The organism is Kitasatospora sp. NPDC001547, assembly GCF_042894165.1.
In the GTDB taxonomy this organism is placed as follows: domain Bacteria; phylum Actinomycetota; class Actinomycetes; order Streptomycetales; family Streptomycetaceae; genus Kitasatospora.
Genome location: NZ_JBIAVL010000001.1, coordinates 170,151 through 196,411, shown reverse-complemented (window position 1 = coordinate 196,411; position 26,261 = coordinate 170,151). Strand labels below are relative to the sequence as shown.

Sequence of the window (26,261 nt, the reverse complement as noted above, 5' to 3'; positions counted from 1 at the left end):
GGCCCCGGGGGGGGGGGGGCGGGGGGGGGGCGGGGGGGGGGGGGGCCCCCGCCGGGGGGGGGGGGGGGGGGGGGGGGGGGGGGGCGCGGGCCCCCCCCCCCCCCCCGCCGCTGCCGGCTTCGGTGTTCCCGCGTACTACGCGGTGACGACGCCGCTGAGGCTGATCACCGCAGGGATCTTCTTCCCCGCGTCCCCGGTTACGGTGACCTTCCCGTCGCTGGTGAGCTTGGCCTCGGCGTCCTTCTCCGGATCGGCCATCACCGTGAAGCACAGGCGGGTCTTGTCGCCGTCCTTGCCCGTGTTCAGGTGGCTGTCGAGACTGAAGGAGAGCGTCCTGCCCTCGACGGTCGCGTCGAGGATCTTCGCCGCGGTGGCCTTGTACTCCTTCTCGTCGTAGTAGTAGCTCGCGAATTTGACCCAGTACCAGCCGCTGGGGGCCTTGAGCTCGTACTTCAGCACTCCGGGCTCATATTTGCCGCCTTGCGGGTCTACACCCAGCGTGATCGTGAAAATATGAAATCCCTTCTCGCCCTTGCGCCCGATAGGAGCACTTTCCTGCCTGGTGGTGACCGTCTTGACGTCGGACACCACGTCCGAGTCCGCAGTCTCTCCAAGCGCCGGTGTCATGATCGTTTCGGTGGGCATCATGGGATCCACCTGTCATTCCATGAAGGACTTCCGCGAGGAACGGAGGGCGGTCGCCCACCGCCAGCTCTCCGCCGACCAGTCCCTGCTGTTCACCGCCAACCGGGGGCTGAACACGATCACCGTGTACGACTACCCGGCCAACACCGTACGGCTGCGGGTCGCGATGCCGGAGCTGCGCAGCCACCTTCCCGAACTGCCCGTCTGGACCGATCCCCGCCTGGGGTTCCACCACAGCACGCTGCTGAGCCCGCAGGCGGCCCCCGCCCGAAACCCGGCCTGAGGAAACCCGAACCGAGGAGTGCCCATGAGCGCCGAAACCCCCGAGCAGCTGAACGACGAACTCCAGGCGGGCTGGGAGCACCTGCGGTCCACCGCGGCCACGGTCGCCGAGCTCCAGACCTCGATGTGGGGCGACTGGGCGGAGCTGACCGCCGGCCTGGCCACCGGCAGGCTCCCCTGGGGGAAGGTCTACAGCGAGTACTGGAAGTTCGTCGCCGAGGAGGACCTGAGGTTCGCCATGGAGCTGAGCGGCCTCGGCATCGACTACGCCCAGCAGGTCGCGGAGGTCACCCGGGAGCACGAGCAGCGGCTGCGGGACCACCTGCGCAGGGCCGTGGAGGGGGACGTCGAGCCCCTCCCGGAGGAGACCGACGAGCCCGCGCCGAAGCCCGCCCGGCCGTCCCGCTCCAGGACCCCGAAGCGGTGACGCTCGGCCCGCCGGCTCTCCTCAGCCCACCGGGTCCTCTCCTCAGCCCGCCGGGTCCCCCTCCCCCAGCGGGCGGGGCAGCAGCTCCCGCGCGCCCGTCACCTCCGGGCGCGGCCGCAGCCCGGACCTGACCCGGTCCGACAGGTGCGGGCTGGTCACCAGCCAGCCGAGCGCCTCGACCAGTGCCTGCCGCGCGGGCCGCGGCCTGTAGCCGAGGCCCGCGGCCCGGTCGTGCCGGTACCAGTAGAAGCGCCCCATCGTCCGGGCCTCCGACCGGGTGGTCGCCGGGGCCCGCGCGGTCAGCACCGCGCGGATCTCCCCCAGCGTCGCCGCCAGGTACGCGCCCGTGTGGCTGGTGGTGGCCCACGGCCCCCGCGTGCCGCACAGCTCGGAGACGGTCTGGTGGATGGTCCGCCAGGCCCAGTTCTCGCCGCCGAGCAGGTAGCGCTCCCCGGGCGCCCCGCGCTCGGCGAGCAGCACGTGGCCGGCCGCGACGTCCCGGACGGAGACGATGTTGCAGCCGCCCGGGTAGGTGGTGCGCAGCGGGTCGGCCAGGTACCGGGTGATCAGCGCGTTGCTGGGCACCAGCCGCCAGTCGGGGCCGCCGACCACGATGGTCGGGCAGGCCGCCACCACGTCCAGGCCGAGCTCGGCGCCCAGGGCGAAGGCCGTCCGCTCCTGCTCCAGCTTGGTGACGAAGTAGTCCGGCAGGTACTCCTCCCCGGGCGTCCACTCCTCGTCCCGGGCCACCGGTCCGCCGGAGGAGCCGCAGGTGATGGACGACGAGGTCACCACCATCCGCCGGACCCCGGCCAGCGCCGCCGCCCGCAGCACCTCGCAGGTGCCCTCGACGTTGGCCTTGGTGAGCTCCTCCCTGCTGGCGTCCCAGTAGGCGAAGACGGCGGCGCAGTGGAACACCGTGTCGCAGCCCTCGAACCCGGGCCGCAGGCTGAGCGGGTCGCGCAGGTCCGCGTTGACCAGGGGCACGTCCAGGCCGTGCAGCTGTCGCAGGTCGCTGCTGCGGCGCACCAGCGCCCGCACCTCGTGGCCGGCGGCGCGCAGCGCGCGCACCACCTGGGAGCCGACGAGCCCGCTGGCCCCGGTGACGCACGCCCTCACGGCGTCCACCGGGAGCGCCGGTCCCGGGCCGCGGCCTCGCGCAGCCCCTGCCAGAAGCCGGCCACCGCCGGGCGCAGCGACTCGCGGAACTCCGCCAGCAGCGGGGTGCGGCTCGGGAGGTCGCCGGGCGTGACGTGCCAGAAGCCGTCCGGCCCCAGCCGTCCCGGCGGTGGCGGCACGGTCAGGGCCTGGGCGGCGACGGTCCGCAGCATCAGGGCGGCCTCGGTCAGCCGCCGGGTGGGCAGTTCGGCCGCCTCCAGGTCGTCGAGCTCCTCCCAGGGGCGGCCGATCCGGTAGGGGCGGCCCTCGTACTGCGCCTCGAAGTTGTCGAGGGTGCGGGTGAAGAAGCGCTGGTAGGAGTCCTGCACCAGCGGGTCCCTGAGCTTGGGCCGGGTGTCGGGGCGGATCACCTGCCAGGTCAGCGGCAGGGTGAACCGCTGGCGGACCCGGATGACGATCCGGGTGCGGGCGCCGCCGTCCGCCGGGAGGAAGGTGACCGATCCGTCGTCGTAGTCGGCGGACCCGTTCGGGCTGCGGACCGTCCGCCAGGAGATCCGCTGCCGCTGTTCCGCGTAGTCCACCGACTCCAGCTTGCAGACGTCGATGGGCGGGCCGCCGTAGTACGCCAGGTAGTTCGGCTGTGCCAGGTACAGGTTGCGTTCGATCTGGCGGGTGGGGCGGCCCCGGGCGTCGCGGGACACCACGTGGACCCGTCCGCCGAGGTAGTCGGTCATGTAGCTGATGGACCGGCTGACGTCGACCCGCCGGACGAACTCCCGGTACGGCGCGTTGACGGTGCGTTCGCAGCCGAACAGGATCGAGTGCCCGACGTGCCGCCGGCGCATCTGCCAGGCGTCGGCGGGCAGCGCGTCGATCACCGTCTCCAGCGGGCGCAGCAGGTCGGTGATCCGGTCGAAGTCCGCGAGGGTGTAGGCGTCCGGGTCGACCGCGAGGGAGACGTCCCGGTGGCGGAGGCCGTCCTTGGCGTTCCCCGCCCGCCAGGCGCGGACGGTGGAGGAAGCCAAGGCGGTCGCGCCGAGCACCGCGCAGAGGGTGGCGGCGGCCGGGTTGGTGTCCGCGGCGCGGATCAGCGAGGTGAGGATCCGGGAGAGCCGGGCGAGCGCCGGGTCGGTGACCTGCGCCGTGCCCGGGGCGACGTGCCAGGCGGCGACGCTGAACAGCCGGTGGGCCCACCCGTCGGGGGCGAGCCGGCGCACCGCCTCGACGAGCGGCCTCGGCGGGTTGCGCCAGCCCTGGTAGGGCGTGAGGTCGCCGTCGATCCGGTAGTCGTCCGGCAGGCCGCAGTCGTCGAGCACCCGCGCGTAGAGCGGCGACGAGGCGGGGTCGACGCCCATGAGCAGCGCGCCGACCAGGTCCGCCAGCACGCCGTCCGCCGCGGCGATCACCGTCCCCGTCCGCAGCGGTCTGCCGACCTGCGATCCGGCGCAGCCGTGGCTGCTCACCACGGCGTCGACGAGGTGGAAGTCCGGCGGGTGGGTGCGCAGCAGGTCCACGACGACCTCGGCACCGTCGCGCCGGGCGCGGTAGTGGTGGTGCTTGTCGTCCTGCGGGAGCACGCCGAACAGGTTGGCCAGGCACAGCGCGTAGCCGAACTCCGATGGGTGCTGTTCTTCGCGATGTTGATCCGGAAGCCCGCCTCCAGCCAGCCGCGCGCCATCCCGCTGCCGTGCAGCACCGAGGAGTCGGGGAACCCGGCCGGTTCGACGTCCTCCGCCAGGTCCACGACGCGGTAGGCGTTGCCCTGCGGGGTGCGCCCCGTGTAGCCGAGCCGGCGGCAGGCTTCGGGGAGCCCGGGGCCGGCCAGCCAGGTGTCCGGGCCGCAGCGGGCGGCGCCGACGGTGACGTCCCGGTAGCCGCGGTCGTGCAGCAGGTCGATCAGGTGCTCCACCAGGGCGGCGTCGACGGCCGTCGCCGGATCGCCGTACCCGGAGGCGCCCGGTGCCAGCAGCACCGCGACCGTCCCCGGCTCGCCGTGCGCCCGCTCGGCGAGCCGTTCCCAGAGACCGGCCCGGGCGACCGCCTCGGCGAGCAGGTCGGCGGCGGAGAGCGGTCGGACCCGGGTGGAGCGGGCCACGGCGGCGACGACGGTCACATCTCCCCCAACGCCGGAGGACGGTCTTCCCGCGTGCGGTCGAACCGTCACGGATTCACCGGAAGGCATCCCGAAACAGGTCCAGGCGATGCTACTGCCCGGAGCCGGGAGGCCGGGTGGGACACGCGCTCGACCGGTCCATGACCGAACAGACCGGGGCAGAGTCGGTCCGAACCGGGCAGGGTGGGACGATATCCGCCATGTCTAGCAAGTCTCCGTCGGCCCGGGTCCTCGACGCCCCGCCCGAGCCGCTCCACCGTCTGCTCCTCGACTTGGGCGAGGCCCTGCTCGGCGGTGGCCTGCCCGTCCACGACGTCGAGGAGGAACTCCGTGGGCTGGCACGGGCGTCGGGGGCTCCGGAGGCGCGGGTCGCCGCGCTGACCAACGGGCTGTTCGTCTCGCTCGGCCCGGACGGGGCCACCAGGTTCCAGCCGGTCGGCGGTGCGCTGCGGTTCGAGCAGACGGCCGACGTCCTCCACCTGGTGCACCGGCTGCGGGCGGGCGAGCTCGACGGGCCCCGGGCGCTCGCCGAGCTGGACCGGATCCGGCGGGCGCCGGCCCGCTGGCCCGCGTGGGTGGCGGACCTCGGGGCGCTGCCGGTCGGCGTGGGGGTCTGCCTCTTCCTCCAGCCGGTGGCGGCGAACGTCCTGGCGGCCGGGCTCGGCTCGCTGATCGTGGTGGGGCTGACCGTGCTCGCCCGGCGGTTCCCGTACCTGCGGCCGCTGCTGCCCGTCACGGCCGGGTTCCTGGTCGCCCTGCTGGTCCTGGGGCTCGCGCGGGCGTCGCTGCTGGACGGCCCGCTGCGGACCATCGTGGCCACCCTGGCGATCCTGCTGCCGGGCGGGCTGCTGGTCACCGGGCTGTCCGAGATCGCCGCGGGCGCGGCCAGCGCGGGCACCGCCCGGCTGGTGTCCGGCGCGGTCCAGCTGGCGCTCTTCCTCGCCGGGGTGGCCGCTGCCGCGACGGCGATCGGCATGCCGGCCACCGCGCTGGCCAACGTCCAGGTCGCCCAGCCCAGCTGGTGGGTGATCGCGCTGGGCCTGGCGATCGCGGTGGCCGGCGTGGTGGTCAACGTCCACACGCCGCCCTCGACCATCCCGTGGATCGTCGCCGTGATCGCGGTCAGCGCCACCGCCCAGGTGGCGGTGGGGTCGGCGCACGGCGCGGCGATCGGCGGCCTGGCCGGGGCGGTCGCCGCCGCGGTCGCGGCCACCCTGGTGCACTGGCTGCCGGGCGGGCCGCTCTGGCAGGTGCTCTACCTCCCGGCGTTCTGGATCGTGGTGCCGGGCTCCTTCGGCCTGTTGAACACCGCGCAGATCGAGGTCGGCAACGGCGCCCAGTCGGTCCTGGCGGCCGTCTCGGCGGTGTTCGGAGTGTCGATCGGCACGCTGATCGGCGCCGTGATCAGCCGGATCCCCCGTCCCTGCCGCGCCGGGCTGCTGTCCCGAGCCTGAGCCGTCCCGCCGGGACCGGGCCTCAGCCCTCCCGCCGGGACCGGGCCGGAGCCTCGACCCGGGAACCGGGCCCTGGGGCGCGCGGAGGTGCGCCCCAGGGCCCGGAGCTCTTCTCAGGGGTGGCGCAGGGCCTCGGTGAGGCGGTGGGCCGCCTCGACGACGGCCTGGGAGAGGGTGGCGCCGGGATGCCGGGTGAGGCGTTCGACCGGCCCGGACACCGAGACCGCGGCCACCACCCGGTTGGACTGGCCGCGCACGGGCGCGGAGACCGAGGCCACCCCGAGCTCGCGCTCGCCCACGGACTGGGCCCAGCCGCGCCGCCGTACGCCGCTCAGGGCCGTGGCGGTGAAGCGGGCGCCCTGCAGACCGCGGTGGAGGCGCTCGGGCTCCTCCCAGGCGAGCAGGATCTGGGCCGCGGAGCCGACCTTCATGGGGAGCGTGATGCCCACCGGCACGGTGTCGCGCAGGCCGGAGAGCCGCTCGGCGGCGGCCACGCAGATCCGCACCTCGCCCTGCCGGCGGTAGAGCTGGGCGCTCTCGCCGGTGACGTCCCGCAGGTGGGTGAGCACCGAGCCGGCCGCGGCCAGCAGCCGGTCCTCGCCGGCGGCCGCCGAGAGCTCGCCGAGCCGGGGGCCGAGCATGAACCGGCCCTGCATGTCCCGGCTGACCAGGCGGTGGTGTTCGAGCGCGACGGCCAGGCGGTGGGCGGTGGGCCGCGCCATGCCGGTGGCGGCGACCAGGCCGCCCAGCGTGACGGGGCCGGCCTCCAGGATGCCGAGGATCGAGGTGACCTTGTCGAGCACGCCGACGCCGCTCGTGTTCTCCATGGGTGGGGTACTCCAGTCTCAGGGCCCGGGAGCAGCGGGTCGGCGCTGCTCACCGGTGGCTCCGGGTGGGGAGCCGGGGGGTGGTCAGCGAGGACGGGCCGGGGAAGTCGGCCGATTGCCTGCGCCGGGCACGAGACGGGTACGCGAAAGGGCCGGGGCGGGAAGCGCCCGGGCGAAGGACAGCACAGAGAGCACCGTGTCTCCTCATCTTTCCCGCGCCACAGTGGCGACAGGCCGGAGTTGGCACTGACCCCGGACGGCACGGCGCGTACTTCGGACGCCGGGTCGAACGGGGAGTTGCCGGGGCTTCGTAGGGCCGGTCCCTCCACCCCTCTGGATGATTCGCCAGGAACGATACAAGACTCCCCGGGGCGCTCGGCAAGCCCCCCGCCCACACGTGCGTCCGCCTGCCGGGCGACGGGCGTCCGGCAGGCGGCGGATCGGGCGGGCGAGGGGGGCGGGCGGACCGGGCGGAGGAGTGCGCTGCCGGTCAGGCTGGCCTGTCCACCCGTCCGACGCACAGCGCCCAGATGACCAGGGCGTCGACCGCGATCAGGACGATGGCCCAGACGGGGTAGTAGGGCAGCCAGAGGAAGTTGGCGAGCATGCCCAGCCCGGCGACGACGACGCCGACGACGCGGGCCCAGACGGCGCCGCTGAAGACCGCCACACCGGCCACCACCACGACGACGCCGAGGATGAGGTGGATCCATCCCCACCCCTCGGTGTTCATCGAGTACACGTAGCTGCGGGTGACGATCAGCAGACCGTCCTTGCGGACGGCCGCGGCCCCCTGGAAGACCGCCATCATGCCGGCCGTGATCAGCATGACCCCCGCGAAGACGGTCCACCCGCTCGCGTGGGGGTACCGCTCGGGGCCCCTGGCGACGGGGCCGGCTCCGGTAGCACTACTGGCCATGACATGGGCTCCTTCGGTGGCAGCCGCCTCGCGGACACGGGGAGACGGGGGGAGGGCAGCCGGGCGGCGGTGCTCCGGGAGCGCGGGGACGTGCACCCGCGTCGGCGGAGCCCCGTATTCACGGTAAGACCGGACTCCCCATCCCGCCGCCGTGGGCCGCGTGCCCGGGTCCGCTTGACCTTGTCACGGTGGCAAGCCCTTCACTGTGGCCCAGGAGGTGGTCCTGATGACCAGGGCGGAAGAGGACACGGACACGGTGCGGGCGCTCCGGGGGCTGGCGCACGACGACCCGTCGGTGCGGCTGCGGGCGGCGCTGGCCGTCGGCACGAGCCCGCGGCCGGGGCTCGTCGGCGGGCTCGTCGAGCGGTGCGCGGTCGAACCCGAGTTCCTCGTACGGGAGATGCTCACCTGGGCGCTCACCCGGTACGAGGCGGCGGTGACCGTCCCGCTGCTGCTCGGCGAGGTCCGCTCGGAGCGCGCGCAGGCCCGGAGCCAGGCCCTGCACACGCTGTCCAAGATCGGGGACCGCCGGGCCTGGCCGGCGGTCACCCCGGCGCTGCTGGCCGACGCCGACGAGGAGGTGGCCCGCAGCGCCTGGCGGGCCGCCGTCGTGCTGGTGCCCGAGGGTGGCGAACGCGAGCTGGCCGTAGGCTTGGCGGCTCAGCTCGGACGCGGCGGACACGAGACACGGCTGAGCCTGAGCCGGGCGCTGATCGGGCTCGGGGAGGTGGTGCTGCCGGTGCTGGCCACCGCGGCGACGGACCGCGACCCCCGGGTGCGCGCCCACGCGCTCGCCACGGAACGGCTGTGGCACGACCCGGACGCCGGCTTCGAGTCGGCGATCGAGGAGGCGAAGCGCACGGTGGCCCTCGGCGGGGGCGGCCGGGAGGGACGGTAGGCAGTGTTGATCGGCGACGTCGCGCGGAGGTCCGGGGTCAGCGCCCGCATGCTCCGGCACTACGAATCGCTCGGACTGGTGCGGCCGACGGAGCGCACCGACTCGGGTTACCGCCGGTACTCGGACGAGGACATCCGGCGGATCTTCCACATCGAGAGCCTGCGGTCGCTGGGCCTGTCGCTGCGCGACGTCGGGCGGGCCCTCGACGATCCCGGCTTCGCGCCCGCGGAGCTCGTCGACGACCTGATCCGCCGGACCCGCGAGCGCATCGCGGCGGAGACGGAGCTGCTCACCCGGCTGCGCCGGATCGACGCCGCGGAACCCGCCGGCTGGGAGGAGGCCCTCCGGGTCGTCGCGCTGCTCCAGGGCCTGGAGTCGAAGAGCCCGGGGGCCCGCCAGCGCGCGGCCCTGTCCGTCGGCGAGGCCGTCCCGGTGCCGGCGGAGGCGCTGGTCGAGGCCGTCCTGGGCGAGTCGGACCCGCACGTCGCCGGTGCCCTCCGCTGGGCGCTGGCGCAGGCCGGCGAGGACGGCGCGGCCCTGCTCGCGGAGGGCCTGCGGGCACCCGCGGCCGAGGTGCGCGAACGGGCCGTCCGCTGCCTCGCCGAGCTGCCGGACGGTACGGCGACCGCGCTGCTGCGGGACGCCCTCGGCAGCCCCGACGCCGTGGTCCGCGGGTACGCGGCCCTGGCGCTCGGGGCCCGGGGCGTGGCGGAGGCCGTGCCGACGCTCATCGGCATGGTCGTCGAGGCAGTGAACGACGCCGACGCGGCCGACGCGCTGGGCGCGCTGGCGGGCGACCCGGCGCTGGCGGAGCGGATCGCCACCGGTCTGGTCGACCGCCTCGCCCACGACGCCGTCGGACCGGACGCCCGCCGGCGGCTGACCCAGGCGCTCGCGGAGGTCCCGGGGAGCACGACGTCCCGCGCCCTGGAGGAGCTGTCGCGGGACGAGGACCGTGCGGTCTCGCTCACCGCGACGTACATTCTCAAGCTGCGCGACGACACGCGGTAGTCCGTACCGCGGCCGGGGTGGGTTCCAGAGGGGCGGGTTCGATCGTGGTGGGGGTGGCGTGACAGGGGCCGGGCGGTTCCGTCGGCAGCGGCGGTTGTTCCTCTCGGTGGCGATCGACACGTTCGGCTCCGGCGTCTTCCTGCCGCTGTCGCTGCTGTACTTCGTCACCGTCCAGCACTTCCCGGCGGCCGCCGCGGGCACGGCCGTGACGGTCGGCTCGCTCGCGTCCTTCGCCGTCGTGCCGCTCTGCGGACGGCTCGTCCAGGCCCTCGGGCCCAAGTCCTGCCTGCTCGTCAGCAACGTCCTGACCGCGCTCGGGTACGGCCTGTTCTTCGCGGCGGACGAGCTGCCCGCCGTGGCGGCCGTCACCTTCCTGGTGACCGCCGCCGACCGGCTCTACGGCGCCGCCTGGCCGACGCTGGTCGCGCGGTTCGCGAAGCCGGCCGAGCTCACCGAGTGGTTCTCCGCGGTCACCGTGCTCAAGACCACCTCGCTGGGGGTCGGCACGCTGGGGGCGACCGCCCTGATGGCGCTCGCCGGCGGGCACGGCCTGCAGGCCGCGCTCGCCCTGAACAGCGCCAGCTCCCTGCTCGCCGCCGTCCTCCTGCTGGGGGTCGCCGTGCCGGCCGCCGAGCGGCCCGGGCCCAGGGCGGCGAGGTCCAACGCCCGGGCGGCACTCGCGGACCGGCCCTTCCTGTCGCTGGTGGCATCCCAGACACTGCTGTCGGCGGCCTGGCTGATCCCGACGGTCGCCTTCCCCGTCTACCTGGTCGAGACGCTCCACCAGGCCGCCTACTGGCCGACCGTCGTGGTCGCCGTCCGCTACGCCACCGCCACCACCCTGCAGATGCGGATCAGCCGACGGCTGTCCGGCTGGACCAGGTCACGGGTGCTGGGCCTGTCGATCGGCGCGGCGGCCTGCGCCATCGCCCTGACCGCGACCGTCTCCAGCGCCCCGCACGCCCTCCAGGGGCCGCTCGCCGTCCTCGTGGCCGTGGTGCTGGCGCTGGCCGAGCTGGCCTCGAAGCCGACCGCGGCCGCGGCGGCGGTCGGCTTGGCGCCCAAGGGCGACGAAGGCCCGTACATGTCCGTGTTCCAGCTGACCTGGACGGTGTCCTACGCGGTCGGCCCGGCCGTCATCGGCGTGGGCCTGCAGAACCCCCCGCTGCTCTGGGCCGCCCTGGCGCTCTGCGTGGCGGCCAGCGCCCTCGCCCACCGCCTCCGAACGCCCCTGCGGCGCCCGCCGGTCGAGGCCGCCGCTGGTCAACTGCCGCACGGCGCGCCGGAACTGCGAGAGCAGGCCGAGGTACCATAGCCGTCGCCCCGGCGGCATCACCGACACCCCCGACCCACAGCCGCCTTGCGGCCGGAAGCCGGTCCCGCTCCGCCCGACTCGCCCCGGTCAACTGCCGCACGGCGTGCCGGAACTGCGGGAGCAGGCCGAGGTGCCGTAACCGCCGCCCCGGCGGCACCACCAACACCCCCGACCGACAACCGACTTGCGGCCGGAAGCCGGTCCCGCTCCGCCCGACTCCCGCCGGTCAGCGCCGGATCGGCGGCTGCTCGGCCGGTCCGTAGGCGCGCAGCTGGTACGGGAGCGCGGCCGGGCGGCGCCACTGGAGGTCGAGGCCGCAGGCGCCGAGGACGGCGCCGAAGGCGTGCCGCATCGCGTCCTGGACGGCGGTCCGGGCGCGGGCGGCCCGCTCGGCGGCGGGGGTGTCGCCCTCGGCCGCGGCGGCCAGGCGCCGGGAGGGGTTCCAGCGGAGGTCGGCGACGCCGGTGGTGTCGTCGCCGTCGTCGACGGGCCGGCACGGCGTGAGGGCGATGCCGGGCGCGTCCGGGTGGTCGGCGACCGGCAGCCCGGCCAGCGCGGCGGCGCGGCGCACCGCGTGGACGACGTCCGCGCCGATGCCGAGGTCCCGCGGGCCGGCCCCTGTCGGCGCGGGCACGGAGGCGTCCTGGCCGGTGGCCGGGGCGGGGCCGCCGGCCCGGCCGACCCTGGTCTCCCCGCCGAGCCGGCCGGCCACGACCTCGACGCCGAAGGCCGGCAGGAACTCCGCCAGCGCGTTCCGCATGGTGCTGTCGACGATCCGCCGGGCGGCGGCGGCCGGCTGCTCGGGCTGCTCCATGGCCGCGGCGGCCGCCAGCCGGGGCCCGGGCTCCCAGTGCAGGGCGATCAGGCCCGCGCAGTCGTCGGAGTCGTCGTACGGCCGGGCCGGGCGCAGCTGGACACCGGGCCCGTGTCCGCCGTACCCGACGGGCAGGCCGGCCAGGAGGAGCGCCTCGGTGACGCGGTCGGCGAGCAGCGGGTCGATCCGGGGCTCGCCGGGCGGCCGCTCCGTGCCCGTGTCCCGCCGTACGGCAGCCGTGTCCACACCGTCCTCCTCCGGGTCCCGGGCGGCGGCCGACCGCCTGCGCCCCGAGCGTACGGCGTCCCCGCACGCCCCGTCGGCGAATCCCGAAACCGGCCGCCCCCACCCTCCACCTACCGGACCGGGTCCGGCGGCGACCCGCCGGGAAGGAGCCCCGAACGGGCCGGGACCGGACCGAACTGCCGCCGACCGCCCGGGCGTTGCTTGCCGTGGCCGCCCGGCCCGGACCGGGGGCAGGCGAGACCGGGCGGCGGGGATGATCATCCGGGCGTAGGCTCTCGGCTGATCGCAGGGGCAGGAGAGGGAGACATGGGCCAGAAGATCATCCGGTTCTCGGACCTGACCGGCAAGCACGCGGAGAGCGACCGGGACCTGGTGCGGATCGTGGTGCTCCAGCACCCCGACCTGACGGACGGCCCGGTCGAGATCGACGCGCTCGCCGGGGAGTTGGGCGGGGTGCGGGAGCTGGCGCTCGACCTGGTCACCGTCGAACTGCACCACCCGGACCGCGCGGAGCCGCAGACGGTGGTGATGGAGGCCGGGACGTTCGACCGGCTGGCCTCGGCCGCGCCGATGGCCGAGGTGCTGCGCGGCGCCAGGCCGGCCGCCCGGGCCGCCGGCCACGGGGCGGCGGCCGCCACCCACCGGGAGCGGGTCGACTACGCCAGCCTGGAGCACGCCGGGCGGCCGCACAAGGGCCGCACCACCGACGCCGAGAAGCAGACCGTCCAGCGGCACCTGGACGAGATCAACGAGCGGCTCGCTGCCGAGGGCGTCCGCACGATCGACCTGGAGAACGTCGACCACGTCACCCGGTACGGCCTGGACACCCTGGCCCTGGAGACCGGGGTGATGCACGGCTGAGCGGCCGCTCCACCCGGGCCGCGGCGCCGCGCCGTCGGGGGCGGCGCCCGGCGCTCCTAGTCCAGCTGGGACAGCGCGTCGGAGACCAGCTTGGTGGCGAAGTCCTCGCCCTGGCCGGAGATCCGGTTGATGTACTCCGCGAGCAGCACCGCCGTGGCCTCCAGGGGGTTCATCTCCTCCTTCGTCCACGGCCCGTACTGGGCGCGCCACAGGTTGGGGCTCAGCCCGGTGCCGGCGGCGACGAGCAGGCCCGCCATCATGGGGACCACCTCGGGACGGAAGGTCCTCGGCATCATCCGCATGGTGGCCACCAGGCTGGGGACGGCGTGCTCGATCACGTCCTCCTCCTGCTGCTCGAAGGCCGAGCGCAGCCAGTTCATGTAGATGTAGACGAGCGTGCAGGCGCCGTCCACCAGCGCCTCGGCCTCCTCGGGGCCGAAGGACGCGGTGAGCTGGTCGACCATCCGCTGGTGCTCGGGGTCCGTCCCGGACTTGCCGTCGTAGACGGACTTGAGCCGGGAGTCGATCACCATGAGCGCTGCGCTCACATCGCCGACGGGAGCGTGTTGGGGGTCGCAGGACGACACGGGACTCCTCCTTGAGCGGCCACGGCCTGGACGGCCGGTCCGTTCGTAGGGTAGGCGACCGGTCGGACGGGGCCGGACGGATCCGTCCGGGAGCACCCCGCGGCGGCGGGTACGGCGGTGCCGCCCCGGGCCGGCCGGGGCGACACGGTGGCGGTGGGACGGGCCCTGTCCCCCGCTCCCGTCATCCGGCAACGGCGCCTCACACGTCAGGGCGAGGTACCGGCAGCCGAGTTGACGACCGCGGCGCGCGGGCGCGCCTCCCGTCAGCCTGCCTCGGTACGCCGTTCCAGCCGGGTGCCCGTGCGAAGGGTGATGGACATCAGGTCGCTGGGGGCGTCGAGCTCCAGCCGGTGCCAGCGGCCCCGGGGGACGATCACCGCGCTGCCGGGCGCCAGGCGCACCATGGACTCCGGCTCGCCGGGCCCGGCCGGGCGGAGGTGGAGCCGGACGCCGCCGGCCAGGCAGCAGACCGCCTCCTCGGCCTCGGGGTGCATCTCCCAGTGGTCGGCGTGGACGTCGGCGTCGCTCTCCACGTGGAAGGTCGCGATCTGCCAGGCCCCGGCGTCGCCGCCGGTCATCCGGCGCTCGGTGGCCCGGAGGTCGCCGTCGGGGTGGATGTGCAGGGCCGAGGCGAACAGGTCCACCACCGCGATCGGAGCGGTCGTCATGAGCGGGTTCCTTCCAGTCGGTTGTCGGCGGGGGCGAGCGGGTGGGGCGCCTCCGGCCGCCGCCCGGGCAGCACGGCGATCGCCACCAGTGCGGCGAGGACGAAGAGCCCGGCGGTGACGGCCAGTCCGGTGGCGTAGCCGTCGTTGAGGGCGGCGGGGTCGGTGGCGCCGCCGGTGCGGTGGGCGGCGACGGTGGCCAGGGCGGCCAGGCCGACACAACCGCCGAGCTGGCGCGAGCTGTTGAGCAGGCCGGAGGCCGTACCGGCCTCGCGGGCGGCCACGCCGGTGGTCGCGGCGGCGGCGACCGGGGCCAGCACCAGTCCGGTGCCGATGCTGGTGACCAGGGACGGGCCGAGGACGTCGGTGAGGAAGCCGCCGTCGGGGCTGATCAGGGCGAACCAGGCCAGTCCGGCGGCGGCCAGCACGGCCCCGGGCACCAGGGCGGCCCGGGGAGTGCGGACGGCGACGACGCGCGTGGCGAGGACGGTGCCCGCGACCAGCCCGGCCGAGAAGGGCAGGAAGGCGAGGCCGGTGGCGGCGGCGCCCAGGCCCAGCACCTGCTGGAGGTAGAGGGAGACGAAGTAGAAGGCCGTGAACTGCCCGGCCGCGGCCAGGAACACCAGGACGTTGGCACCGGCCACCCAGCGGCTGCGCAGCAGGCCGAGCCGGAGCAGCGGTGCCGCGGTCCTGGTCTCGGTGACGGCGAAGGCGGCCAGCAGCGCGACCGCGGCGGCGAGCGTGCCGAGGGTGGCCGGGGAGCCCCAGCCCCGGACGTCGGTGCGGACCACGCCGAACACCAGCAGCCCGATCCCGGCGGTCGCGAGGACGGCGCCGAGCACGTCCGGCCGCGCCCGCCGTACGGGCCGGGCGTCAGGCGCCCCGGGCACCCTGGCGAGGCCGCCCGCGGGGCCGCCGGCGGGGCTGCCGGCGGGCAGCAGTGCGAGCGCCGTCGCCACGACGGGCAGGCTGACCAGCATGACCCAGCGCCAGCTCGCGTACTCGGTCAGCAGTCCGCCGGCCAGGACGCCCAGCGCGCCGCCGGCGGCGTTGGCCGCGCTCCACACGCCGAGCGCGCGCACCCGCCGGGGGCCTTCGGCGAACGTGGTGGTGAGCATCGCGAGCGCGGCCGGGGCCGCCGCCGCGGCGCCCACGCCCTGTCCGGCGCGGGCGGCGACCAGCTGCCAGGGCTCCTGGGCCAGTCCGCCCGCCAGTGAGCAGAGTCCGAAGACGGCCAGGCCCAGCAGGAGCAGCCGCCGTCGGCCGTACAGGTCGCAGGCGCGGCCGCCCAGCAGCAGGAGCCCGCCGAAGGTGAGCGCGTAGACGTGCACGACCCAGGAGAGGTCGAGCGGCGCGAAGCCCAGGTCGGCCCGGATCGCGGGCAGGGCGACGTTGACCACGGACATGTCCAGGGCGAAGACGAACTGTGCGACGGTCACGGCCGCCAGCACCAGGCCGGGGCGTGGCCCCGGTAAGTTTCTGTACATGTATAGAAAGTAGCCCCGGACGATCCCCGCTGTCGAGTCCCGGGTGATGATGGGGGCATGCAGCAGCCCTCCGCCCCGCAGCCCGCCGCACCGCAGCCCGCCGCACCGCGCAAGGCCACCGGCCGGCCTCCCCGCATCTCCCGGGAGGAGGTCGTCACCGCGGCCCGCCGGATCGTGGACGAGGAGGGCGTCGAGCGGCTGACCATGCGCCGGCTGGCCACCGAGGTCGGCAGCACGCCGATGGCGCTCTACCACCACGTCCGCGACAAGGAGGAGTTGCTCGTCCTGCTGCTGGACGACTACGCGGAGCGGACGCTGCGGCCGACCGACCTCCCGGCCGAGCCGCGCGAACGGGTCGTCGCCGCGGCGGCCGCCATCCACGGGGCGCTCGCCGCCTGCCCGTGGATCGTCGAGGTGCTGACCGGGGACAGCCTGTTGTCCGCCCACGCCCTGTGGTTCGTCGAGCAGATCGTCGACGGCCTGGTCGGCTGCGGCCTGTCGCCGGAACGGGCCGTCCAGGGCTACCGCGCCATCTGGTACTACACCGCCGGCGAGATCATGGTCCGCGCGACGGCGGCCCGCCGCCGGGCGGCCGACGACGGCCCGACCCACCGTCAGCAGGTCTTCGCCGGGCTCGACCCGGAGCGGCTCCCCCGCCTGGCCGGGCTCGCCGACCGCTGGGCGCCGCTCACCGCCCAGGACACCTACCGGGACGGCCTCGACGCCCTGGTCGACGGCCTGCTCGCGGCCCGCTGAGCGGGCGGGGCGGTCGGCGACACACCAGCCGACGCCCCGCCGACTCCCAAGAACTCGGAAGCAGTCGGCCTCAGCCGTTGCCGAAGAAGCCGAGCGCCCCCACCGCACAGAGCCCGCCGGCCCCCATGAAGACCGGCGTCAGCACCTTGAGCTCCACCCAGCTGCCGGCCCGGAACCGCATGCCCTTCGGCGGCCCGATCGGGTACCAGCGCCGGCGGCCGATCGGTATCGGCCACAGCACCGGGCAGCCCGAGACGGTCAGCGCGTCGCCCAGGCAGTGCACCAGCGCGCCGAGCGCGATCGGCAGCCCGATCCAGAGGTACTGCTGCCCGGGCGCCTCGAACAGCCACTGCGAGCCGTTGCCCGGCTTGTCGAGGACCTCCGCGATCATCCATGCGCCGGCCGCCCCCAGCAGCCACACCAGGACGTCGCTGGAGACCCGGGCGTGCCGCCACAGCAGGCCCTCGATCGCCAGCACCATGTGCACGAACAGCACCGCCAGCACACCCCAGCGGCCGCCGTACCCGGCCACCGCCGCGGCACCCGCCCCGCACAGCACGGCCCAGGGCCAGGTGTGCGTCAGCGTCCGGTGGCCGCCCGAGCGCCGCGGATCGCCCTTGCCCCGGGTGGCCTTGTACACCGCGTACGAGAGGTTGTCGATCACCTCGCAGAGCACCCGGGACACCGGCCCGAACGCCCTGGATATCGTCGCCGCCTTGTGGTCCAGGTCCGGCGCCAGCGCCGCCCCCGCACAGATCAGCGCCCCCGCGAGCAGGACCGGCCAAGGCATCGGCTCCCCCATCCCGGCCGCCACCGCGCCCACCCCCAGCCACGCGGTCGCACCCGACAGCGAATGCGCCGGTCCCATCATGTCCGTACACCACCGATCGTCATCAGCTCCGTCCTCACCCTGAGGACCTGACAACACGGCAGCCTATCCGTCCAAGATCACCGGCCGAACGCCTCGCGCCCACCCCACCGCGACACCCGGTTCAGCGTCACCCTCGCCCCGGCGTCGAATCCACCCCCGCCCCGGCCGGCCGTCTCCTCCCCCACCTGTCCGGCCGTCGACTCCCCCGCCCCCGCCGGGCGACGGCCGCCGCACACCCCGACGGCGGCCGCCCCTCCACCCGGGCCGGGTGCCCCTTCCCTCCCGTCAGGCCAGGGCCTTCTCCAACGCGGCGAGGTAGTTGCGCATCATGTGGTCGCGCAGGCCCTCGCCGTCCGGCGAGAACGCCGCGGCGCCCAGCCCCTTGGCCCGGTCGGTCAGGGCGGAGACCAGCCCCGCCTTCTCCTTGACGCGGCCCGCGGAGTCGATGTGGCGCAGCGCCTCGACGTGGGTGAAGGCGGGCTCCGGGGGCAGCTCGGGCACGATGTCGTTGCCGTGGACGAACCGGTAGGTGCGCCCCTTCAGGCCCTTGTCGTACGCGGCGGCCAGCAGCCGGTCGCAGGTCCGGGGCTGGCCGAAGGTGTAGACGCCGTCGGCCGCCATTCTCGGGTCCTCCAGGTCGAGCCGGGCGGCGACGAGCATGGCGAGCGCGCCGCCGAGGCTGTGGCCGGTGAACCAGACGCTCTGGTCCTCGGTGCGCAGGTCGGCGATGGCCTTGGCGACGTCGGGGAAGATCGATTCGAGCGCCTCGGCGAAGCCGTAGTGCACGTAGCCCGTCCGGGCGGGGCCCGGCCAGGGCGGGGTGGTGGAGTCGGTGAGCCAGTCGCGGATCTGCACGGGTTCGGTGCCGCGGAACGCCGTGACGATCATGCGGTCGCTCGCCATGGTGTACGCCTGGGTGTCCTGCAACGGGAACGGCGGGGTGAACCGGGTCTGGTGGTGGCGCACGGTGTCGAAGCCCCAGTCGTGGGCCTGCTGGTCGATGGTGGCCTCGTCCTTGTACGCGAGGTCGGCGGCCTTGGCCAGCCAGTAGGCGTGCTGGAGGCTGTAGCCGGTGACGTTCTGGTCGAAGGTGGTGGGTACGGCCACGGGGGGAAGCTCCTGTCAGGTCGACGGTCGGAACGGCGGCGGTCTGCTCCAGGGCCCGGCCGACCCCACCCGATGAGGGATCACCGTGACACCCTGGTGACCAGCAGTGACGCTACCTCCCACCCGACCCCCCAGCGACCGGGCCACCGCCTTTCACCCGGCCCCCGCCCTCCCGTCGCCGCTGACGCCGGCGGGACCGCCGATCAGGCGTCCGCGATTGCCGCCTTCGCCGCGCTGAGCATCCGTCCGGGGATGACGACGAGCCGCTCGCCGGGGCCCAGGGCGACGCCTTCCGGGAGCCGGCCTCGGTAGGCCTCCGTCAGGTGCCGGGTGTCCGCCCGCCGGGCCACAATGGTGAGCCCCGACGCGAAGGAGGACGCCGTGAGCGACAGGATCCCGCCTGACCGGCAGGGCCGGTGGCGCGGCCAGCGGGGCCTCGGCTCGCGCGGGCCCACCAGGGTGCCGACGCATCCGGCGGTCCCGATGCCGGAGGAGGGGGCCGCGGTGAGTGGGGAGCCCGGGCCGGAGCCTTCGAGGGACGGGGACGGGGACGGGGGCGCCGGGTTCGACGGGCCGGCCCCGGCACCGGCGGACGCCCCGGAGGGCGATCGTTGACCGGTCCGCTCAGAGGCTGGAGAGCAGCTGCGGGGAGAGGGTCTTGAGCATCGTGTTGCTCCAGCGCATCTGGCGCAGCGTCTGGGGGTGGCAGGCGGTGGCGAGGGAGAGCAGGGCGTCGTCGCCGGTGGCCTGCGCCACCTGGGCGAGCATCTCCCAGTGGAGGGAGTTCGCGGTCGCGGCGAGGTGGAGGTCCCGCAGGTCGTGGAGCAGGCGCAGGCCGGGTTCGGAGTGAGGCCCGGGCACGTCGGGCGGCCCGGGCACGTCGGACACGTCGGACGGCCCAGGAGCGCCGGGCGGCCCCGGCAGGTCGAGCCCGTGGTCGCGGGCCGCGTCGGCGATCCGGCGGGCGTGCTCGCGGGACCACCGGGCGAGGTCCGTGGCGACGTGGTGGACCTCGTGTTCCGCGCGGTGGCGTTCCGCCGCCGCGAGGAGGGCCCGTTCCAGCCGGCGCTCCCCGTCGTGCAGGGCGCGGAGGGTGTCCGTGGTGCCGCTCACGATCCGTCTCCTTCCGGCGCGTCGGCGCGCTGGGCGGCGACCGCCTCCGGCCCGCCGGTGGTGGGCGGTACGGACGCGCCGTCGGCCGGGGCCGAGGCCGTGGTGGTGGGCGCCGGGGCGCGGTGCCCGTCGGCGCGGGCGACCAGGGCGATCCGGGCGGCGGCGGTCTTGAACAGCGGCTGCTTGGAGACCGGGTCCCAGTCGGTGATCGTGGTCTCGTTCGCGGCCCGCCCGCCGTCCGCGCCCGGCCGGTCCCCCTGCGGGGACGATCCGTCCGTCGGCGACGGCGACGTCCATCGCGTCCCCGTTGGAGTGCAGCAGCGACGCCGTGGGCACCCACCGGTCGACCTCGTCGGCATCGACACCGGGTTCCAGGTAGGCGTCCACCCGCACCGGCCACGGCCCGCCGGGGCCGTAGGGGGTGCGGTCGCCCCACGGTTCGGCGATCCGGTCCACCCGTTCACGCACGTCGCACCTCCCGGTTCGATCGGACGGGCCCCGCGCCGGGCGCCTCAGTGCGGTCCGCCCGGCGTCAGGAAGTCCCGCGCCCGCTCCCCGACCGAGCGCTCGGGCGGCGGGAGCCGGTCCGCCGGCCGGTCGGTCGGCGGCAGGTGGCGGGGCCGTCCGGTCGAGGACTCCTTGGTCTCCCGGGCCCGGACCGCCAGGGCGTGCAGCTCGGCCTCGGTGGCCACGGCGCGTACGGCCGGGAAGAGCCGGGCCTCCTCGTCGCCGGCGTGACGGGTGACCTCCTCGGCCAGCCGGGCCACCAGGCGGTCGAACCGGGGCGAGGTCACATGGGTCGGGCGGAGTTCGCCGAGCAGCTCCTCCACCCCGCGGTGGTCGGCGAGTTCACGTTCCACCACGGCCGGCCCGTCGGCCAGCCGGTCGCGGGCGAGCGGGTAGAGGTGCTCCTCCTCGGCCCGGGTGTGCCGGACCAGCTGGTCCGTCAGCAGGTCGACCAGTTCCTTGCGCTCCCCGTCCCCGTGGGGGATGCCGCTGAGTCGGCTGAAGCGGACCAGGACCGACCGGTGGTCGGCGGTGAGCTGCTCCAACAGGTCTTCGTCGTACGGCACGGGTGGTGTCCTTCCTGCGTGCGGGCGGGCGGCCCTCCCGGCGCGTCGGCGATGCGGTGGTACCGGTCGCCCTCCTCCTGCCCCTCGGCGGGATTCCCCGCCGCTCCGGGCGTGTCCCCCCGGCTCCTCCGGCCAAACTCCGCTCCGGCGGCGACGCGTGGGTGCAGCCGCCCCCCTGGCGTTCTCGGTTTCCCACCACCGCGGCCGGGCAACCGCCGGACATGGACCACTCACGCGCACCCGTCCTCGAAGCACTCGCCGACTACCACGAGAAGGGCCGGCTGGGGTACACGCCGCCCGGCCACCGGCAGGGCCGGGGCGCCGACCCACGGGTCGTGGCCCTCCTCGGGGACGCCCTGTTCCGCGCCGACGTGCTCGCCACCGGCGGGCTGGACGACCGCCGCTCGACCGGCCGGGTGCTCCAACAGGCCGAGGAGCTGATGGCCGACGCCGTCCACGCGGACCTCACCTACTTCACCACCTGCGGCAGTTCGCTCTCGGTCAAGGCCGCGATGCTCGCGGTGGCCGCGCCCGGCGAGAAGTTGCTGATCGGCCGTGACGTGCACAAGTCGGTCGCCTCCGGCCTCCTCCTGTCCGGCGTGCGCCCGGTATGGGTGGACCCGGAGTGGGATCCCCAGCTGCACTTCGCCCACCCGCCGTCGGCCAGGGCGTTCGCCAAGGCCCTCGCCGACCACCCGGACGCGGCCGGCGCCCTGGTCACCAGCCCGACGCCGTACGGCGGCTGCGCGGACCTGGCCGGCATCGTACGGGTCTGCCACGAACGCGACCTGCCGGTCGTCGTGGACGAGGCCTGGGGCGCCCACCTGCCCTTCCACCCCGGGCTGCCGGCCTGGGCGATGGACGTGGGCGCGGACCTGTGCGTCACCTCGGTGCACAAGATGGGCTCGGGGCTCGAACAGAGCTCGGTCTACCACCTGCGCGGCGACCGCGTCGATCCCGCGAAGCTGAAGGCCCGGGCCGACCTGCTCGGCACCACCAGCCCCTCCGTCCTGATGTACGCGGCGCTGGACGGCTGGCGCCGCCAGATGGTCCAGCACGGCCGCGAACTGTTCGACCAGGCCCTGCGGACGGCCGAGACCGCTCGGCAGCGGATCCCGCTGGTGCCCGGGCTGCGGCTGTACGGGCGCGAGGAGTTCTGCGCGCCGCACCGGGCCGCCGACTTCGACCCGCTCCAGCTCGTGGTGGACCTGGCCGCGCTGGGCACCGACGGCTACCAGGCGGCCGACTGGCTGCGCGCCCACCGGCGGATCGACCTCCACCTCGCCGACCACCGCCGGATCAGCGCCCAGCTCAGCCACGCCGACGGCCCCGACACCGTGGACGCCCTGGTGGCCGCGCTGCGGGACCTCGTCGACCACGTCGACGAACTCCGGCCCGCGGCCCACATCGACGTGCCGGACCCGTCCGGCCTGCGGCTGGAACAGGCGCTGACCCCGCGCGAGGCCTTCTTCGGGCCGACCGAGGCGGTGCCCGCGGCCCGGGCGGTCGGACGGATCGCCGCCGAGGTGCTGACCCCCTACCCGCCCGGCATCCCGGCCGCCCTGCCCGGCGAACGGCTGAACCGCGAGGTCGTGGACTACCTGCGCTCCGGGACCGCCGCCGGGATGGTCGTCCCGGACGCCGCCGACGACTCCCTGGCCACCCTGCGCGTGGTGGCCGACTGAGCGGCGCCCGTGCGGCCGCCCGCGGACGGTTCCGGGCACACCGCGCGACCCCGGCCGGATCGGCGGCCGGGGTCGCGCGGACATGCGGCTGACGGACGTACGAAGCGTCCAGCGGGCGGCCGGTCCACCGACCGGACGACCGGCGGCAGACTCAACCCGGACTGATCCGCCCCCTCCAGCCGCCCTCCTCCCGGCCGCGGTCCTCGATGAACTCCTTGAACCGCTTCAGGTCCCCCTTCACCCGGCGGTCGACCACGCCCGTGACATCGGCGGCCCGCTCCGCCATGCCCTCGGGCCGGAAGTCGATGGCCATCGCGACCCGGGTGTGGCCCTCGTCGAGCCGTCGGAAGGTCACCACGCCCTTCTGGTCCACGTCGCCGTCCACGGTCCGCCAGGCGATCCGCTCGTCGGGCTCCTGGTCGACGATCTCGGTGTCGAACTCACGGGTGACACCGCCGATGCTGGTCCGCCAGTGGTTGTGGCGGTCGTCCAGCTGGGTCACCGAGTCGACGCCCTCCATGAAGCGCGGGAACTCCTCGAACTGCGTCCACTGGTTGTAGGCGGTGTGCAGGGGGACCGCCACGTCCACGGACTCCTTCACCATGCTCATCCCGGCCTCCTCGTACGGTGCGGCCGGGGCCGTCCCGGCCGCCCCCGCGCCTGCCCGGCCGACACCGGCGCAACCATCCCCGCCGGTCCGGCCTGCCAACCCGGTCCGGCCTTCCCGCCTGGTCCGGCGCCGGCCTGAGTACCGGACCGGGCACCCGCTACGGGCCGCTCCGCTCGCCGGGCCCGGACCGTGCCCGGTCGCCGTCGGCCAGGTGCCGGGCCACCGTGTCGAGGTCCGTGCCCAGCCGCTGCGCGGCCCCGACCAGCAGGCCCAGCGCGGTGTGCGGGGTGACCTCGAACCGCTCCGCGGTGAGGCCGATGGCCAGGCCGGTGGCGTGCCGGCGGTCCAGCAGGTCGGCCACCGCCCTGGACAGCGCGTAGCGGTCGAGGGCGGCCGACGCCTGGAGGGCGAGCACCTCGACCAGCCCGAGCGCCGGGGTGCCGGGCTCGTCCGGCGTGCGCAGGTAGGCGCTGAACACGGTGCAGCCGTGCGGGTGGGTGCGCAGGTGGGCGCCGGCCACCGCCCGTACGCCGCAGCGCCGGGCCCGGTCGGCGAACCGGCCGGTCCGGCCCGGGGCCAGCCGGACCACGACCTGCCCCTCGCCCTGACGGCGGAGCCGGGGCAGCGGGCCCGCTTCCGACCCGCGCTGGGCGCGTTCCAGGGCCAGCAGGTACGACGGGGCCGCCGCGAAGGTCTCGACCGAGCCGTCGTCGTGCCAGGTGCTCACGGCGGCGCCCACGCAGTCCGGGACGGTGACCCGGGTCAGCTGCACCACGTCGTTCAGGGTCGGCAGGGGCGCGGGCCGCAGCCGCTCGCGGGCCGCGAGTTCGCCGAGTTCGGCCAGCAGCGCCGCGCGGGTATCCGTCGCCGGCGCCCCGGCCGCCGTCCCGCCCACGTCGGCCGCCCCCTGGCGGCTCAGCAGCAGGCGGGCCCGGGCGACCGCGCGGACCGCGTCGGCCTCCCCGGTGTAGATGCCGATCGTGTAGCAGACGTCGCGCAGCCGTTGCCCGGCCTCCGGCGAGCTCGACGGGGACAGGGCCTCGTACTCCGCGACCAGTCGGCCGAGGGCAGCGACATCCACCATGGGCATGAGCACCTCCGTGTGTTTACGGAAAGTATGCGCCGATCACGCAGCGAAACCGCGCCGTCGGCCTCCCCGCGCTCTACACTTCGCCCCGGCGCCCGGCGCCCCCTCGCTCAGCTCGCCCGGTGGTCAGCCCGCCGGCGATCCGTCCCGCACCTCAACCCCGCCGTCCGCCGACGACCGGATCACCGGTCCTCCTCCGTGAACCGCAGCCGCCGCTCCACCACGTCGTGGGCGACCTCGTCGATCTCCCGGCCGTGGGCGAAGGCGTGGGCCCGCAGCCGGTCCAGCGCCTCCCCGGCGGGCACCCCGAGCTGCACCATGATCATGCCGATCACCTGGTCCACCTCGACGCCGTCGAGCGCCGACCCCTCCGGCCACGGCTGCTCCGGCAGCCCGCCGGAGCAGCCGTGGCCGGAGGGCGCCAGGAAGGAGCCCACGATCGCGAGGGCCACGGCGGTCGCGGCGACCTGGATGTCGGCGGCCTCCGCGAGCTCCGGGACACCCGGTCGCGCGCCGTACAGGCTGAGCACGCCGATCCCGGACGATCCGAGGTGGAGCGGGGAGGCGTAGGCGCTGCGCAGCGCGGGCCCGGGCGGGGCCGCCGAGGAGGCCAGGTCGACGGCCAGGACCGGCCAGCGCACCTCCTCGGGCGACAGCAGGTCGGCGACCGCGACCGGCCCGCGGGTGCGGAAGGCGTCCACGCCCGGGCCCTCGCCGAGGCCGAACTGCCGCTCCTCGATCCGCCGGGCCCGGTCGTCGCTGGCCCAGACCCCGGCCCGGTGCCCGGGGTCGGCCATCAGGGTGATCGCGGCGGCGTCGGCGGGCAGCGCCGCCACGCAGGCCGCGCAGAGCCGCTCGGGCAGGGAGGGCCGGCCCGGGCCGTTGACGGCCTCGGCCACGATCCGCGCGATGCGCGTCAGATCGGCCATCTCCGCGCCTCGCCCTTCTTCCGTCCTGCCACCGTCGCCCGGTGGTCGACCGGCCGGGCCGCAGCGTGATCCTCGCGGTCCGGGCCCGCACGGCGGGCGGACGGCGGATCGGCTCCGCACGAACGGCGGTTCGGCGTGCCCCACTCCGTACCGCACCCGGCCGTGTGAGGCCGCCCCGGCCGCGGTCACGCCGGGTCCCGCCGCGTCCAGCCGCCGGCACCCGGCCGCCGCCCCGCGGACGGCCACCGACGCGCGCCTACCCGGCCCGGTCCACGACACACCCCGGCACCCGGGTTTACGGGGCCGGTGCCCGGTTAGCCGCCCGGGTATGGACACCACATCGCTGCACACCCAACGGTGGTCCCGCCGGCTGCGCCGGGCGCTGGATGCACCGGCGCGCTGGGACGTCCTCGACGCCCCGGCCCGGCCGCTCGCCGAAGCGGTCGAGGCCCTCCCGCTCGGACCGTACCGCGACGCCCTGCACGGCGTGTGGCTCGGCCACCCGCTCCACCCGGCGCTGATCCACCTGCCGCTCGGCTGCTGGATGTCCGCCGGAGTGCTGGACTACCTCCCCGGCGGGCGCCGGTCCGCCGACGCCCTGGTGGCGGTCGGCCTGCTGGCCGCCGGGCCCACCGCGCTCACCGGCTGGGTGGACTGGGCCCGGCTCGACCCGCCGCGCCGGCGTACCGGCCTGGTGCACGCGCTGTCCAACACCACCGGCGTGCTGCTGTACGGCGGCTCGCTGCTGGCCCGCTGCCGGGGGCACCGGGCGCGCGGCCGGCTGCTCGGCCTGGCCGGGCTGACCGCCGTCTCGGTCGGTGCCGCGCTCGGCGGCCACCTGACCTACCGGCTGGCCGCCGGACCGGACCGGGCCGCCGCCGTGCCCCGGCTGGGGCCGACCGACTGGGTCGCCCTCGGCGCGGTGGAGGACTTCCCGCCCGGGAAGCCGGTCCGCGCGACGGCCGGTGAGCTGGCCGTGGTGGTGGTCCGCGAGGGCGAGGACTGCCACGTGCTGGCCGAGCGCTGCAGCCACCTGTCGGGGCCGCTGTCCGAGGGCGCCGTGGTGGACGGCTGCCTGCGCTGCCCGTGGCACGGCAGCGAGTTCCGGCTGCGGGACGGCGAGGTGGTGCACGGTCCGGCCACCGCGCCCCAGCCGGTGCTGGAGACCCGGGTGCTCTCCGGACACCTGGAGGTCCGACTGCCCGGATCGGCCTGACCCGCCGTCACCGCCCGGCCTACCCCCCAGGAGCAGCCATGACCGCACCCAGCCCCGTTCACCCGGGCCGCCCCCGCCCCTCCGTCCCCGCACGCCGGTACCGCGCGGGGACCGCGGCGGCGGCCGGGCCGCCGAAGTCCGGTG

General features: G+C 75.6%; 27 protein-coding genes, 1 pseudogene and 1 riboswitch. Of the genes and pseudogenes, 10 read left to right on the top strand and 18 right to left on the bottom strand.

The annotated features are described in order from the left end of the window. Positions 1 to 135 precede the first annotated feature (135 nt). Positions 136 to 648, bottom strand: a complete 513-nt coding sequence (locus ACFY0X_RS00850; protein WP_387747322.1) for a hypothetical protein — start codon at positions 646 to 648, stop codon at positions 136 to 138. On the opposite strand from ACFY0X_RS00850, the gene ACFY0X_RS00845 reads away from it, so the two are divergent. Continuing rightward, positions 638 to 928, top strand: a complete 291-nt coding sequence (locus tag ACFY0X_RS00845; protein WP_387747320.1) for a hypothetical protein — start codon at positions 638 to 640, stop codon at positions 926 to 928. The two genes, ACFY0X_RS00850 and ACFY0X_RS00845, sit on opposite strands and share 11 nt — an antisense overlap. Positions 929 to 952: 24 nt before the next feature. After that, on the top strand, positions 953 to 1,354 hold the full coding sequence (locus ACFY0X_RS00840; protein ID WP_387747318.1) for a hypothetical protein: 402 nt from the start codon (positions 953 to 955) through the stop codon (positions 1,352 to 1,354). 42 nt (positions 1,355 to 1,396) lie between these two features. On the opposite strand, the gene ACFY0X_RS00835 is transcribed toward ACFY0X_RS00840, so the two are convergent. From ACFY0X_RS00835 to ACFY0X_RS00825, 3 genes are read right to left on the bottom strand one after another with little or no spacing between them, the layout of a single operon-like run. Next, a complete protein-coding gene (locus tag ACFY0X_RS00835) occupies positions 1,397 to 2,482 on the bottom strand; it encodes an NAD-dependent epimerase/dehydratase family protein (protein WP_387747316.1) in 1,086 nt (361 codons plus the stop codon). Beyond that, positions 2,470 to 4,050, bottom strand: coding sequence for a hypothetical protein (locus tag ACFY0X_RS00830; protein WP_387747314.1), 1,581 nt, complete (start codon positions 4,048 to 4,050; stop codon positions 2,470 to 2,472). Before ACFY0X_RS00830 ends, ACFY0X_RS00835 begins: the two co-directional genes overlap by 13 nt. Then, on the bottom strand, positions 3,933 to 4,586 hold the full coding sequence (locus tag ACFY0X_RS00825; RefSeq protein ID WP_387747312.1) for a hypothetical protein: 654 nt from the start codon (positions 4,584 to 4,586) through the stop codon (positions 3,933 to 3,935). Before ACFY0X_RS00825 ends, ACFY0X_RS00830 begins: the two co-directional genes overlap by 118 nt. A gap of 200 nt (positions 4,587 to 4,786) precedes the next feature. On the opposite strand from ACFY0X_RS00825, the gene ACFY0X_RS00820 reads away from it, so the two are divergent. Continuing rightward, a complete protein-coding gene (locus ACFY0X_RS00820; protein WP_387747310.1) occupies positions 4,787 to 6,040 on the top strand; it encodes a threonine/serine exporter family protein in 1,254 nt (417 codons plus the stop codon). A gap of 113 nt (positions 6,041 to 6,153) precedes the next feature. On the opposite strand, the gene ACFY0X_RS00815 is transcribed toward ACFY0X_RS00820, so the two are convergent. Further along, positions 6,154 to 6,867, bottom strand: a complete 714-nt coding sequence (locus ACFY0X_RS00815; protein WP_387747308.1) for an IclR family transcriptional regulator — start codon at positions 6,865 to 6,867, stop codon at positions 6,154 to 6,156. 201 nt (positions 6,868 to 7,068) lie between these two features. Further along, positions 7,069 to 7,211: riboswitch (SAM riboswitch) on the bottom strand. A 146-nt stretch (positions 7,212 to 7,357) separates the two neighbouring features. Next, positions 7,358 to 7,786: a hypothetical protein gene (locus ACFY0X_RS00810; RefSeq protein WP_387747306.1), complete on the bottom strand. Its 429-nt coding sequence runs from the start codon at positions 7,784 to 7,786 to the stop codon at positions 7,358 to 7,360. A gap of 226 nt (positions 7,787 to 8,012) precedes the next feature. Here ACFY0X_RS00810 and ACFY0X_RS00805 point away from each other — a divergent pair, with 226 nt between their 5' ends. The 3 genes from ACFY0X_RS00805 to ACFY0X_RS00795 all read left to right on the top strand — a co-directional run bounded on the left by ACFY0X_RS00805 (position 8,013) and on the right by ACFY0X_RS00795 (position 11,010). After that, on the top strand, positions 8,013 to 8,684 hold the full coding sequence (locus tag ACFY0X_RS00805) for a HEAT repeat domain-containing protein (RefSeq protein WP_387747304.1): 672 nt from the start codon (positions 8,013 to 8,015) through the stop codon (positions 8,682 to 8,684). A gap of 3 nt (positions 8,685 to 8,687) precedes the next feature. Then, complete coding sequence (locus ACFY0X_RS00800) at positions 8,688 to 9,695, top strand: MerR family transcriptional regulator (RefSeq protein WP_387747302.1); 1,008 nt, start codon at positions 8,688 to 8,690, stop codon at positions 9,693 to 9,695. 106 nt (positions 9,696 to 9,801) lie between these two features. Continuing rightward, the gene (locus ACFY0X_RS00795) at positions 9,802 to 11,010 is read left to right on the top strand and encodes an MFS transporter (RefSeq protein ID WP_387747300.1); all 1,209 of its coding nucleotides are present in this window, start codon (positions 9,802 to 9,804) and stop codon (positions 11,008 to 11,010) included. A gap of 226 nt (positions 11,011 to 11,236) precedes the next feature. On the opposite strand, the gene ACFY0X_RS00790 is transcribed toward ACFY0X_RS00795, so the two are convergent. Further along, entirely contained in the window at positions 11,237 to 12,070 is an 834-nt protein-coding gene (locus ACFY0X_RS00790; protein ID WP_387747298.1) for a hypothetical protein, read from the bottom strand. 306 nt (positions 12,071 to 12,376) lie between these two features. Here ACFY0X_RS00790 and ACFY0X_RS00785 point away from each other — a divergent pair, with 306 nt between their 5' ends. Further along, positions 12,377 to 12,931 carry a hypothetical protein gene (locus tag ACFY0X_RS00785; RefSeq protein WP_387747296.1) on the top strand — a complete coding sequence of 185 codons (555 nt, stop codon included), beginning with the start codon at positions 12,377 to 12,379 and terminating at the stop codon, positions 12,929 to 12,931. A 56-nt stretch (positions 12,932 to 12,987) separates the two neighbouring features. On the opposite strand, the gene ACFY0X_RS00780 is transcribed toward ACFY0X_RS00785, so the two are convergent. From ACFY0X_RS00780 to ACFY0X_RS00770, 3 genes are all read right to left on the bottom strand, one after another. After that, positions 12,988 to 13,464, bottom strand: a complete 477-nt coding sequence (locus ACFY0X_RS00780; protein WP_387748046.1) for a hypothetical protein — start codon at positions 13,462 to 13,464, stop codon at positions 12,988 to 12,990. Between the two features lie 317 nt (positions 13,465 to 13,781). Beyond that, positions 13,782 to 14,186 carry a cupin gene (locus tag ACFY0X_RS00775; protein WP_387747294.1) on the bottom strand — a complete coding sequence of 135 codons (405 nt, stop codon included), beginning with the start codon at positions 14,184 to 14,186 and terminating at the stop codon, positions 13,782 to 13,784. After that, a complete protein-coding gene (locus tag ACFY0X_RS00770) occupies positions 14,183 to 15,670 on the bottom strand; it encodes an MFS transporter (protein ID WP_387747292.1) in 1,488 nt (495 codons plus the stop codon). Before ACFY0X_RS00770 ends, ACFY0X_RS00775 begins: the two co-directional genes overlap by 4 nt. A 57-nt stretch (positions 15,671 to 15,727) precedes the next feature. Here ACFY0X_RS00770 and ACFY0X_RS00765 point away from each other — a divergent pair, with 57 nt between their 5' ends. Then, positions 15,728 to 16,426, top strand: a complete 699-nt coding sequence (locus ACFY0X_RS00765) for a TetR/AcrR family transcriptional regulator (RefSeq protein ID WP_387747290.1) — start codon at positions 15,728 to 15,730, stop codon at positions 16,424 to 16,426. A 70-nt stretch (positions 16,427 to 16,496) separates the two neighbouring features. Here ACFY0X_RS00765 and ACFY0X_RS00760 read toward each other — a convergent pair whose 3' ends face one another. The 5 genes and pseudogenes from ACFY0X_RS00760 to ACFY0X_RS00740 all read right to left on the bottom strand — a co-directional run bounded on the left by ACFY0X_RS00760 (position 16,497) and on the right by ACFY0X_RS00740 (position 20,590). Continuing rightward, a complete protein-coding gene (locus ACFY0X_RS00760) occupies positions 16,497 to 17,297 on the bottom strand; it encodes a metal-dependent hydrolase (protein WP_387747288.1) in 801 nt (266 codons plus the stop codon). 285 nt (positions 17,298 to 17,582) lie between these two features. Continuing rightward, complete coding sequence (locus ACFY0X_RS00755; RefSeq protein WP_387747286.1) at positions 17,583 to 18,404, bottom strand: lipase family protein; 822 nt, start codon at positions 18,402 to 18,404, stop codon at positions 17,583 to 17,585. A gap of 624 nt (positions 18,405 to 19,028) precedes the next feature. Next, the gene (locus ACFY0X_RS00750; RefSeq protein WP_387747284.1) at positions 19,029 to 19,517 is read right to left on the bottom strand and encodes a hypothetical protein; all 489 of its coding nucleotides are present in this window, start codon (positions 19,515 to 19,517) and stop codon (positions 19,029 to 19,031) included. Beyond that, a pseudogene (locus ACFY0X_RS00745) lies at positions 19,514 to 19,789 on the bottom strand (nitrate reductase); the annotation flags it as partial. The pseudogene ACFY0X_RS00745 and the gene ACFY0X_RS00750, both read right to left, overlap by 4 nt. 240 nt (positions 19,790 to 20,029) lie before the next feature. Then, positions 20,030 to 20,590 carry a hemerythrin domain-containing protein gene (locus ACFY0X_RS00740; protein ID WP_387747282.1) on the bottom strand — a complete coding sequence of 187 codons (561 nt, stop codon included), beginning with the start codon at positions 20,588 to 20,590 and terminating at the stop codon, positions 20,030 to 20,032. Positions 20,591 to 20,811: 221 nt separating this feature from the next. Here ACFY0X_RS00740 and ACFY0X_RS00735 point away from each other — a divergent pair, with 221 nt between their 5' ends. Next, entirely contained in the window at positions 20,812 to 22,275 is a 1,464-nt protein-coding gene (locus tag ACFY0X_RS00735; protein WP_387747280.1) for an aminotransferase class I/II-fold pyridoxal phosphate-dependent enzyme, read from the top strand. Positions 22,276 to 22,426: 151 nt separating this feature from the next. Here ACFY0X_RS00735 and ACFY0X_RS00730 read toward each other — a convergent pair whose 3' ends face one another. From ACFY0X_RS00730 to ACFY0X_RS00720, 3 genes are all read right to left on the bottom strand, one after another. After that, positions 22,427 to 22,885, bottom strand: a complete 459-nt coding sequence (locus ACFY0X_RS00730; protein ID WP_387747278.1) for an SRPBCC family protein — start codon at positions 22,883 to 22,885, stop codon at positions 22,427 to 22,429. Between the two features lie 157 nt (positions 22,886 to 23,042). Continuing rightward, entirely contained in the window at positions 23,043 to 23,969 is a 927-nt protein-coding gene (locus tag ACFY0X_RS00725; RefSeq protein WP_387747276.1) for a DUF5133 domain-containing protein, read from the bottom strand. A 185-nt stretch (positions 23,970 to 24,154) separates the two neighbouring features. After that, entirely contained in the window at positions 24,155 to 24,901 is a 747-nt protein-coding gene (locus ACFY0X_RS00720; protein ID WP_387747274.1) for a GAF and ANTAR domain-containing protein, read from the bottom strand. 328 nt (positions 24,902 to 25,229) lie between these two features. On the opposite strand from ACFY0X_RS00720, the gene ACFY0X_RS00715 reads away from it, so the two are divergent. Beyond that, the gene (locus tag ACFY0X_RS00715) at positions 25,230 to 26,117 is read left to right on the top strand and encodes a Rieske 2Fe-2S domain-containing protein (RefSeq protein ID WP_387747272.1); all 888 of its coding nucleotides are present in this window, start codon (positions 25,230 to 25,232) and stop codon (positions 26,115 to 26,117) included. Positions 26,118 to 26,261 lie beyond the last annotated feature (144 nt).

Excerpts from the sequence above, each read along its gene's own strand:
- ACFY0X_RS00850 (WP_387747322.1), bottom strand. The coding sequence starts at position 648 with ATGATGCCCACCGAAACGATCATGACACCGGCGCTTGGAGAGACTGCG.
- ACFY0X_RS00840 (WP_387747318.1), top strand. The coding sequence starts at position 953 with ATGAGCGCCGAAACCCCCGAGCAGCTGAACGACGAACTCCAGGCGGGC.
- ACFY0X_RS00820 (WP_387747310.1), top strand. The coding sequence starts at position 4,787 with ATGTCTAGCAAGTCTCCGTCGGCCCGGGTCCTCGACGCCCCGCCCGAG.
- ACFY0X_RS00815 (WP_387747308.1), bottom strand. The coding sequence starts at position 6,867 with ATGGAGAACACGAGCGGCGTCGGCGTGCTCGACAAGGTCACCTCGATC.
- ACFY0X_RS00810 (WP_387747306.1), bottom strand. The coding sequence starts at position 7,786 with ATGGCCAGTAGTGCTACCGGAGCCGGCCCCGTCGCCAGGGGCCCCGAG.
- ACFY0X_RS00805 (WP_387747304.1), top strand. The coding sequence starts at position 8,013 with ATGACCAGGGCGGAAGAGGACACGGACACGGTGCGGGCGCTCCGGGGG.
- ACFY0X_RS00785 (WP_387747296.1), top strand. The coding sequence starts at position 12,377 with ATGGGCCAGAAGATCATCCGGTTCTCGGACCTGACCGGCAAGCACGCG.
- ACFY0X_RS00780 (WP_387748046.1), bottom strand. The coding sequence starts at position 13,464 with ATGGTGATCGACTCCCGGCTCAAGTCCGTCTACGACGGCAAGTCCGGG.
- ACFY0X_RS00775 (WP_387747294.1), bottom strand. The coding sequence starts at position 14,186 with ATGACGACCGCTCCGATCGCGGTGGTGGACCTGTTCGCCTCGGCCCTG.
- ACFY0X_RS00770 (WP_387747292.1), bottom strand. The coding sequence starts at position 15,670 with ATGTACAGAAACTTACCGGGGCCACGCCCCGGCCTGGTGCTGGCGGCC.
- ACFY0X_RS00765 (WP_387747290.1), top strand. The coding sequence starts at position 15,728 with ATGCAGCAGCCCTCCGCCCCGCAGCCCGCCGCACCGCAGCCCGCCGCA.
- ACFY0X_RS00760 (WP_387747288.1), bottom strand. The coding sequence starts at position 17,297 with ATGATGGGACCGGCGCATTCGCTGTCGGGTGCGACCGCGTGGCTGGGG.
- ACFY0X_RS00735 (WP_387747280.1), top strand. The coding sequence starts at position 20,812 with ATGGACCACTCACGCGCACCCGTCCTCGAAGCACTCGCCGACTACCAC.
- ACFY0X_RS00730 (WP_387747278.1), bottom strand. The coding sequence starts at position 22,885 with ATGAGCATGGTGAAGGAGTCCGTGGACGTGGCGGTCCCCCTGCACACC.
- ACFY0X_RS00725 (WP_387747276.1), bottom strand. The coding sequence starts at position 23,969 with ATGGTGGATGTCGCTGCCCTCGGCCGACTGGTCGCGGAGTACGAGGCC.
- ACFY0X_RS00720 (WP_387747274.1), bottom strand. The coding sequence starts at position 24,901 with ATGGCCGATCTGACGCGCATCGCGCGGATCGTGGCCGAGGCCGTCAAC.
- ACFY0X_RS00715 (WP_387747272.1), top strand. The coding sequence starts at position 25,230 with ATGGACACCACATCGCTGCACACCCAACGGTGGTCCCGCCGGCTGCGC.